The sequence below is a fragment of the Amnimonas aquatica genome (genome assembly GCF_002943415.1).
Lineage (GTDB): Bacteria > Pseudomonadota > Gammaproteobacteria > Pseudomonadales > Moraxellaceae > Perlucidibaca > Perlucidibaca aquatica_A.
Genome location: NZ_PTQZ01000148.1, coordinates 1 through 4610 on the forward strand (window position 1 = coordinate 1; position 4610 = coordinate 4610).

At 67.0% G+C, this 4610-nt stretch carries 6 protein-coding genes; 2 read left to right on the forward strand and 4 right to left on the reverse strand.

Annotated elements, in window-relative coordinates; all coding sequences use genetic code 11:
* Positions 1-5: 5 nt before the first annotated feature.
* Positions 6-248, reverse strand: a complete 243-nt coding sequence (locus tag C5O18_RS06670) for a hypothetical protein (RefSeq protein WP_105192593.1) — start codon at positions 246-248, stop codon at positions 6-8.
* Positions 249-474: 226 nt separating this feature from the next.
* Between C5O18_RS06670 and C5O18_RS06675 the strand changes: the two genes are divergently transcribed.
* Positions 475-1071 carry a class I SAM-dependent methyltransferase gene (locus tag C5O18_RS06675; RefSeq protein WP_105192595.1) on the forward strand — a complete coding sequence of 199 codons (597 nt, stop codon included), beginning with the start codon at positions 475-477 and terminating at the stop codon, positions 1069-1071.
* Between the two features lie 103 nt (positions 1072-1174).
* Here C5O18_RS06675 and C5O18_RS06680 read toward each other — a convergent pair whose 3' ends face one another.
* A complete protein-coding gene (locus C5O18_RS06680; RefSeq protein ID WP_105192601.1) occupies positions 1175-2155 on the reverse strand; it encodes a metal-dependent hydrolase in 981 nt (326 codons plus the stop codon).
* A gap of 82 nt (positions 2156-2237) precedes the next feature.
* A complete protein-coding gene (rph, locus tag C5O18_RS06685; protein ID WP_105192597.1) occupies positions 2238-2954 on the reverse strand; it encodes a ribonuclease PH in 717 nt (238 codons plus the stop codon).
* A gap of 161 nt (positions 2955-3115) precedes the next feature.
* On the opposite strand from rph, the gene C5O18_RS06690 reads away from it, so the two are divergent.
* Positions 3116-3994 carry a YicC/YloC family endoribonuclease gene (locus tag C5O18_RS06690; protein WP_206389767.1) on the forward strand — a complete coding sequence of 293 codons (879 nt, stop codon included), beginning with the start codon at positions 3116-3118 and terminating at the stop codon, positions 3992-3994.
* A 36-nt stretch (positions 3995-4030) separates the two neighbouring features.
* Here the strand turns inward: C5O18_RS06690 and fabR are convergent.
* A partial coding sequence (fabR, locus tag C5O18_RS06695; RefSeq protein ID WP_105192599.1) for an HTH-type transcriptional repressor FabR occupies positions 4031-4610 on the reverse strand: 580 nt, incomplete at its 5' end.

Here is a 4610-nt window from a genome sequence, read left to right on the forward strand (position 1 = left end):
AAGGCTCAGAACTCTATCGTCACACGGCGCTGCAGACTGCCGCCGGCATCGCTGTAGCTATTGCGCAGCAGGCTCTCGCGGCCGCAGCTGCGGTGCACCTGACCACCTTCGAGACGCTCGACCAGACACTCGCCGGCGACGATCAAACCCACGCGCAGACTGACGCCCGGCCTGGTGTCGGCGAGCGGACTGCCTACCTGCAGCGCCGCCAGGACTGCCAGCATCAGGAGTACATGGCGCTTTTTCATGGCCTGTCTCCGTTCTGTTTTTCTTGGATCTCCCTGATACGAAAGTAACACCAGGCGGCGCCGGATATAGTGCCGGGCTGTAGGATGAAGAGGGTGTTTTGTTTACGAAACCTGCCAAAAACGACGGTTTTCTGACACATACGGTCCGTAACCCGCCGCGATGCCTCCTGAACTATCGCGCCGGGCCGGCTACAATCCGCGGATTCCAGACCTGCAGAGCCCGCCCATGCCCGCACCCGATGCCGCCACCCTCGCCCGCTGGCGCGAGGACATCCGTTTCGAAGACACCCTGCGCGGACAGTCGCTGAAGTTCAGCACCACCTGGGGCATCTTTTCGCCCGAAGCCATCGACGACGGCTCGCGCCTGCTGCTGGACCTCCTGGAGGTGGCACCGGATGCCGACTGCCTGGACATCGGCTGCGGCTACGGGCCGCTGGGCATGACGCTGGCCCGGCTGGCGCCGCAGGGGCAGACGCTGATGGTGGACAAGGACTTCATGGCCGTGGAGTACGCCAACCGCAACTGCGCGCTGAACGGCATTGGCAATGCGCGGGCCATGCTGTCGAACGGCCTGCAGCATATCGACCCGGCGCTGAAGTTCGACCTCATCCTGTCCAACCTGCCGGCCAAGGCCAGCAAGGAGCAGCATTACCTGTTCCTGTTCGACAGCCTGGCGCGGCTGAAGCCGGGCGGGCGCTTCTACGTGGTGACCATCAACGGTCTGCGCGAATTCATGGCTCGCACGCTGAAGGAAGTGTTCGGCAACTACGACAAGCTCAAGCAGGGCAAGGTCTACACCGTGGCCATGGCAGAGAAGCGCTGAAGCTGCTGCAGATGTCGCCCAGAGAAAGAGAGGGGTGGGGGAGGAAAACACGCTGGAAAGCGCTACAGTTTTCCTCCCCCACCCCTCTCTTTCTCTGGGCGGATTACTTGACCAGCTTCAGCGCGGACTGGCCGGAAGCCTGGGCGGCAGCGGCGGCCGGCGAGGATGCCAGATAGGCCAGGGCGCGCTCGGTCGAGCCCTCTTTCTCCGGGTCGTACCAGGGGCTGAAGAACGGCAGCTGCCAGGCCGCCAGCTGCAACGGGTGCGGCAGGTGTCCGGAACGGCTTTCCTTCGCCCAGCGCAGCCACAGCTTCGGCTTCCAGACACTGAACTTCTCGCCGGCGTAGCGCGGATCCTGATTCAGCAGGTGCGCGGCGCCATCGGCCCAGAGACCGATCACCAGCGGCACGGCGATGGATGCCAGGTAATAGCGCGACAGATAGCTGCCGCCAAGGTTGGCGTAGAGGTCGAAGGCCACGTTGCGGTGCTCGACCTCTTCCGCGCCGTGCCAGCGCAGCAGGTCCAGCAGCACCGGGTCGGCACCGGCGTCATCCCACTTCTTGTTGTCGAGCGCGTAGTTGCCGAGCACGCAGGTCATGTGCTCGACCGCCGCGATGATGCCGAGCCGGAACACCAGCCAGCGCCGCTCCAGCAGCTTCGGCACCTTGCGGCCGAACGGCTCGTCGGCCAGCAGCTCCTCGAACAGCCAGTCCATGATCCTGGTGTTGCGCTCGGTGTCTATGCCGTGCGCCTGCAGGTATTCGGCAATCGCACCGCCGTGGGCGCGCGCGTGCATGGCCTCCTGGCGGATGAACATCTGCATGTCGTCACGCAGCTTTTCATCTTTCACCAGCGGCAGCGCCTTGTTGTACAGGCGGCAGAACCAGAACTCGCCGGCCGGCAGGATCATGTTGATTTCGTTGATGAAGTGGCTGGCGAACGGCCGGCCGGGAATCCACTCCAGCGGGGTCTTCGCCCAGTCGAACTTGACCTTGCGCGGAATCAGCCGGCCGCGGGTGCGCGAGGCGGAATGGCCTGGCACCTGGTGCTCGGCCTCGGTGGTGGGCTTGAACAATGAGCTCATGGTGGCACCTCGCCATTCGTGACTGTCATCGTCCAGCATGCCACCACGCCTGCCGGCAGGGAATACCGTCAGGCGCCGGAATTCACCAGTTCAGCGCCTGCTGCTGCGCCGCCACCAGCTCGCGCACGCCCTTTTCGGCGAGGTCGAGCAGGGCCGCGGTCTCCTCGCGCGAGAACGGCTTGCCTTCGGCGGTGCCCTGGATTTCGATGATGCCGCCATGCTGGGTCATGACCACGTTCATGTCGGTGTCGCAGGCCGAATCCTCGGTGTACTCCAGGTCGAGCAGCGGCTCGCCCTTGACGATGCCGACCGAAATCGCCGCCACCAGGCCGGTGAGCGGGTCGTTCTTGATCATCTTCTGGTTCAGCATCCAGGTCAGCGCATCGACCAGCGCCACCGCGGAGCCGGTGATGGCCGCCGTGCGCGTGCCGCCATCGGCCTGCAGCACGTCGCAGTCGATGGTGATGGTGTTCTCGCCCAGCTTCTTCAGGTCGATCATGGCGCGCAGCGAGCGACCGATCAGGCGCTGGATCTCCAGCGTGCGGCCGCCCTGCTTGCCGCGGCTGGCTTCGCGCCCGTTGCGGGTGTGGGTAGCGCGCGGCAGCATGCCGTATTCGGCGGTGATCCAGCCCTCGCCCTTGCCCTTCAGCCAGCGCGGCACGCCGGCTTCGACGCTGGCGGTGCAGAGCACGCGGGTATCGCCGAATTCGACCAGCACCGAGCCTTCGGCGTGGCGGGTGTAGTCGCGGGTGATGGTGACGGGACGAAGCTGATCGGGCTGGCGACCGGAAGCGCGCATGGGCTGATCCTGACTGGAAGCGGTAAGATGGCGCGGAGTATACCCGCTGACCGTGCGCCCTGCCGCCCCACGAGCCTGCTGCCGCGCGCCAACGGCCCCGAAAGCACCAACCCGAGACCCCCGGCCCCGATATCACCGATCACAAGATCAAAGGTTCCGCCATGACCCAGCCCGCCATCCACTCCATGACCGCCTTCGCCCGCGCCGAGGCCCGCAGCGCCCAGGGCCTGCTCGCCGTCGAGGTCCGCTCGGTCAACAGCCGCCACCTGGAGCCGGCCTTCCGCCTGCCCGAGGTGCTGCGCGAGCGCGAGTTCGCCTGGCGCGACACCCTGCGCCAGCGCCTGGCGCGCGGCAAGGTCGAGATCGGCGTGCGCTACGAGCCGGCCAGCGGCCTGGCCGATGGCGTGGTGCTGGACCAGGAGCTGGCGCGCCAGCTGGTCGCCGCCGCCGAGGAGATCGCCGGCATGGCCCGTCATGCCGCGCCGGTCAATGCCGCCGACCTGCTGCGCGTGCCCGGCGTGCTCAAGGTCCGCGAACCCGACCAGGCCGCGCTGCTGGCCGCCGCCGACGCCCTGCTCGAAGAGGCCCTGGAAGGCTTCCTGGCCATGCGCGCACGCGAAGGCGAAGTGCTGAAAAGCCTGATCGAGGAGCGTCTGGCCGGCATATGCGATGAAGTGGAGCAGGTGCGCCAGCGCATGCCGGGCATTCTGCAGCACTACCGCGACAAGCTGCTGACCCGCCTGGCGGATGTGCGCGCCGAGCTGGCGCCGGAACGGCTGGAACAGGAAATCGTGCTGTTCGCGCAGAAGATCGATGTCGCCGAGGAGCTGGACCGCCTGCTGGCCCACGTCGCCGAGGTCCGCCGCGTACTCGCCGACGGCGGCGCGGTCGGTCGCCGGCTGGACTTCCTGATGCAGGAGCTGAACCGCGAAGCCAACACCCTGGGCTCCAAGGCGGTGACCGCCGACAGCTCGTGGTCATCGGTGCAGCTCAAGGTACTGATCGAGCAGATGCGGGAGCAGGTGCAGAATGTGGAGTGAGGGCGCCGGAACGGCCTGAACGCGACCGGGCAGCACTCAGCCCGGCGACCGGTCATCCTTCAGCGCATCCCGGGCCGCGCCCTTCATGCCCTCCAGCCGCGCCATGGTCTGGGTGCCGACCACGATCATGCGCACCATCTGTTCGAGCTGATCGGTGACCTCGGGCAGGCGCTCGCGCGGCATGTCCATGGCGCTGGCGCCGATGGCGAACACCAGCCGGGTGATGGCCTTGGCGGTCAGCGCCGGCTCGTGCAGGCCGGTGCCGTTGAGCCGCGCCAGCCGGATCAGGTCGGCCTGCAGCTCCTCTTCGAACGAACGCAGCACATCCTCGACCGCCGCCTTGAACGCCGGTGAACCCACCGAGCCTTCGCGCAGCAGGATGTGCAGCAGCTTCTGGTCGGCGTCGAGCTGCTCCATGAAGGCCTCGACCGAGCTGCGCACCACGCTGCGCTCGGCGGTGGCACGCTGGCGGGCGGCGCCGATGATCTTGCGCAGCGAGCTGCCGGCCAGCTCGATGAGCGCGACCGCCAGCTCGTCCATGTCGCGGAAGTGCCGGTAGAAGCTGTTCGGGGCGATGCCGGCCTCGCGCGTGACTTCGCGCAGGCTGAGCGATGAC

Excerpts from the sequence above, each read along its gene's own strand:
- C5O18_RS06670 (WP_105192593.1), bottom strand. The coding sequence starts at position 248 with ATGAAAAAGCGCCATGTACTCCTGATGCTGGCAGTCCTGGCGGCGCTG.
- C5O18_RS06675 (WP_105192595.1), top strand. The coding sequence starts at position 475 with ATGCCCGCACCCGATGCCGCCACCCTCGCCCGCTGGCGCGAGGACATC.
- C5O18_RS06680 (WP_105192601.1), bottom strand. The coding sequence starts at position 2,155 with ATGAGCTCATTGTTCAAGCCCACCACCGAGGCCGAGCACCAGGTGCCA.
- rph (WP_105192597.1), bottom strand. The coding sequence starts at position 2,954 with ATGCGCGCTTCCGGTCGCCAGCCCGATCAGCTTCGTCCCGTCACCATC.
- C5O18_RS06690 (WP_206389767.1), top strand. The coding sequence starts at position 3,116 with ATGACCCAGCCCGCCATCCACTCCATGACCGCCTTCGCCCGCGCCGAG.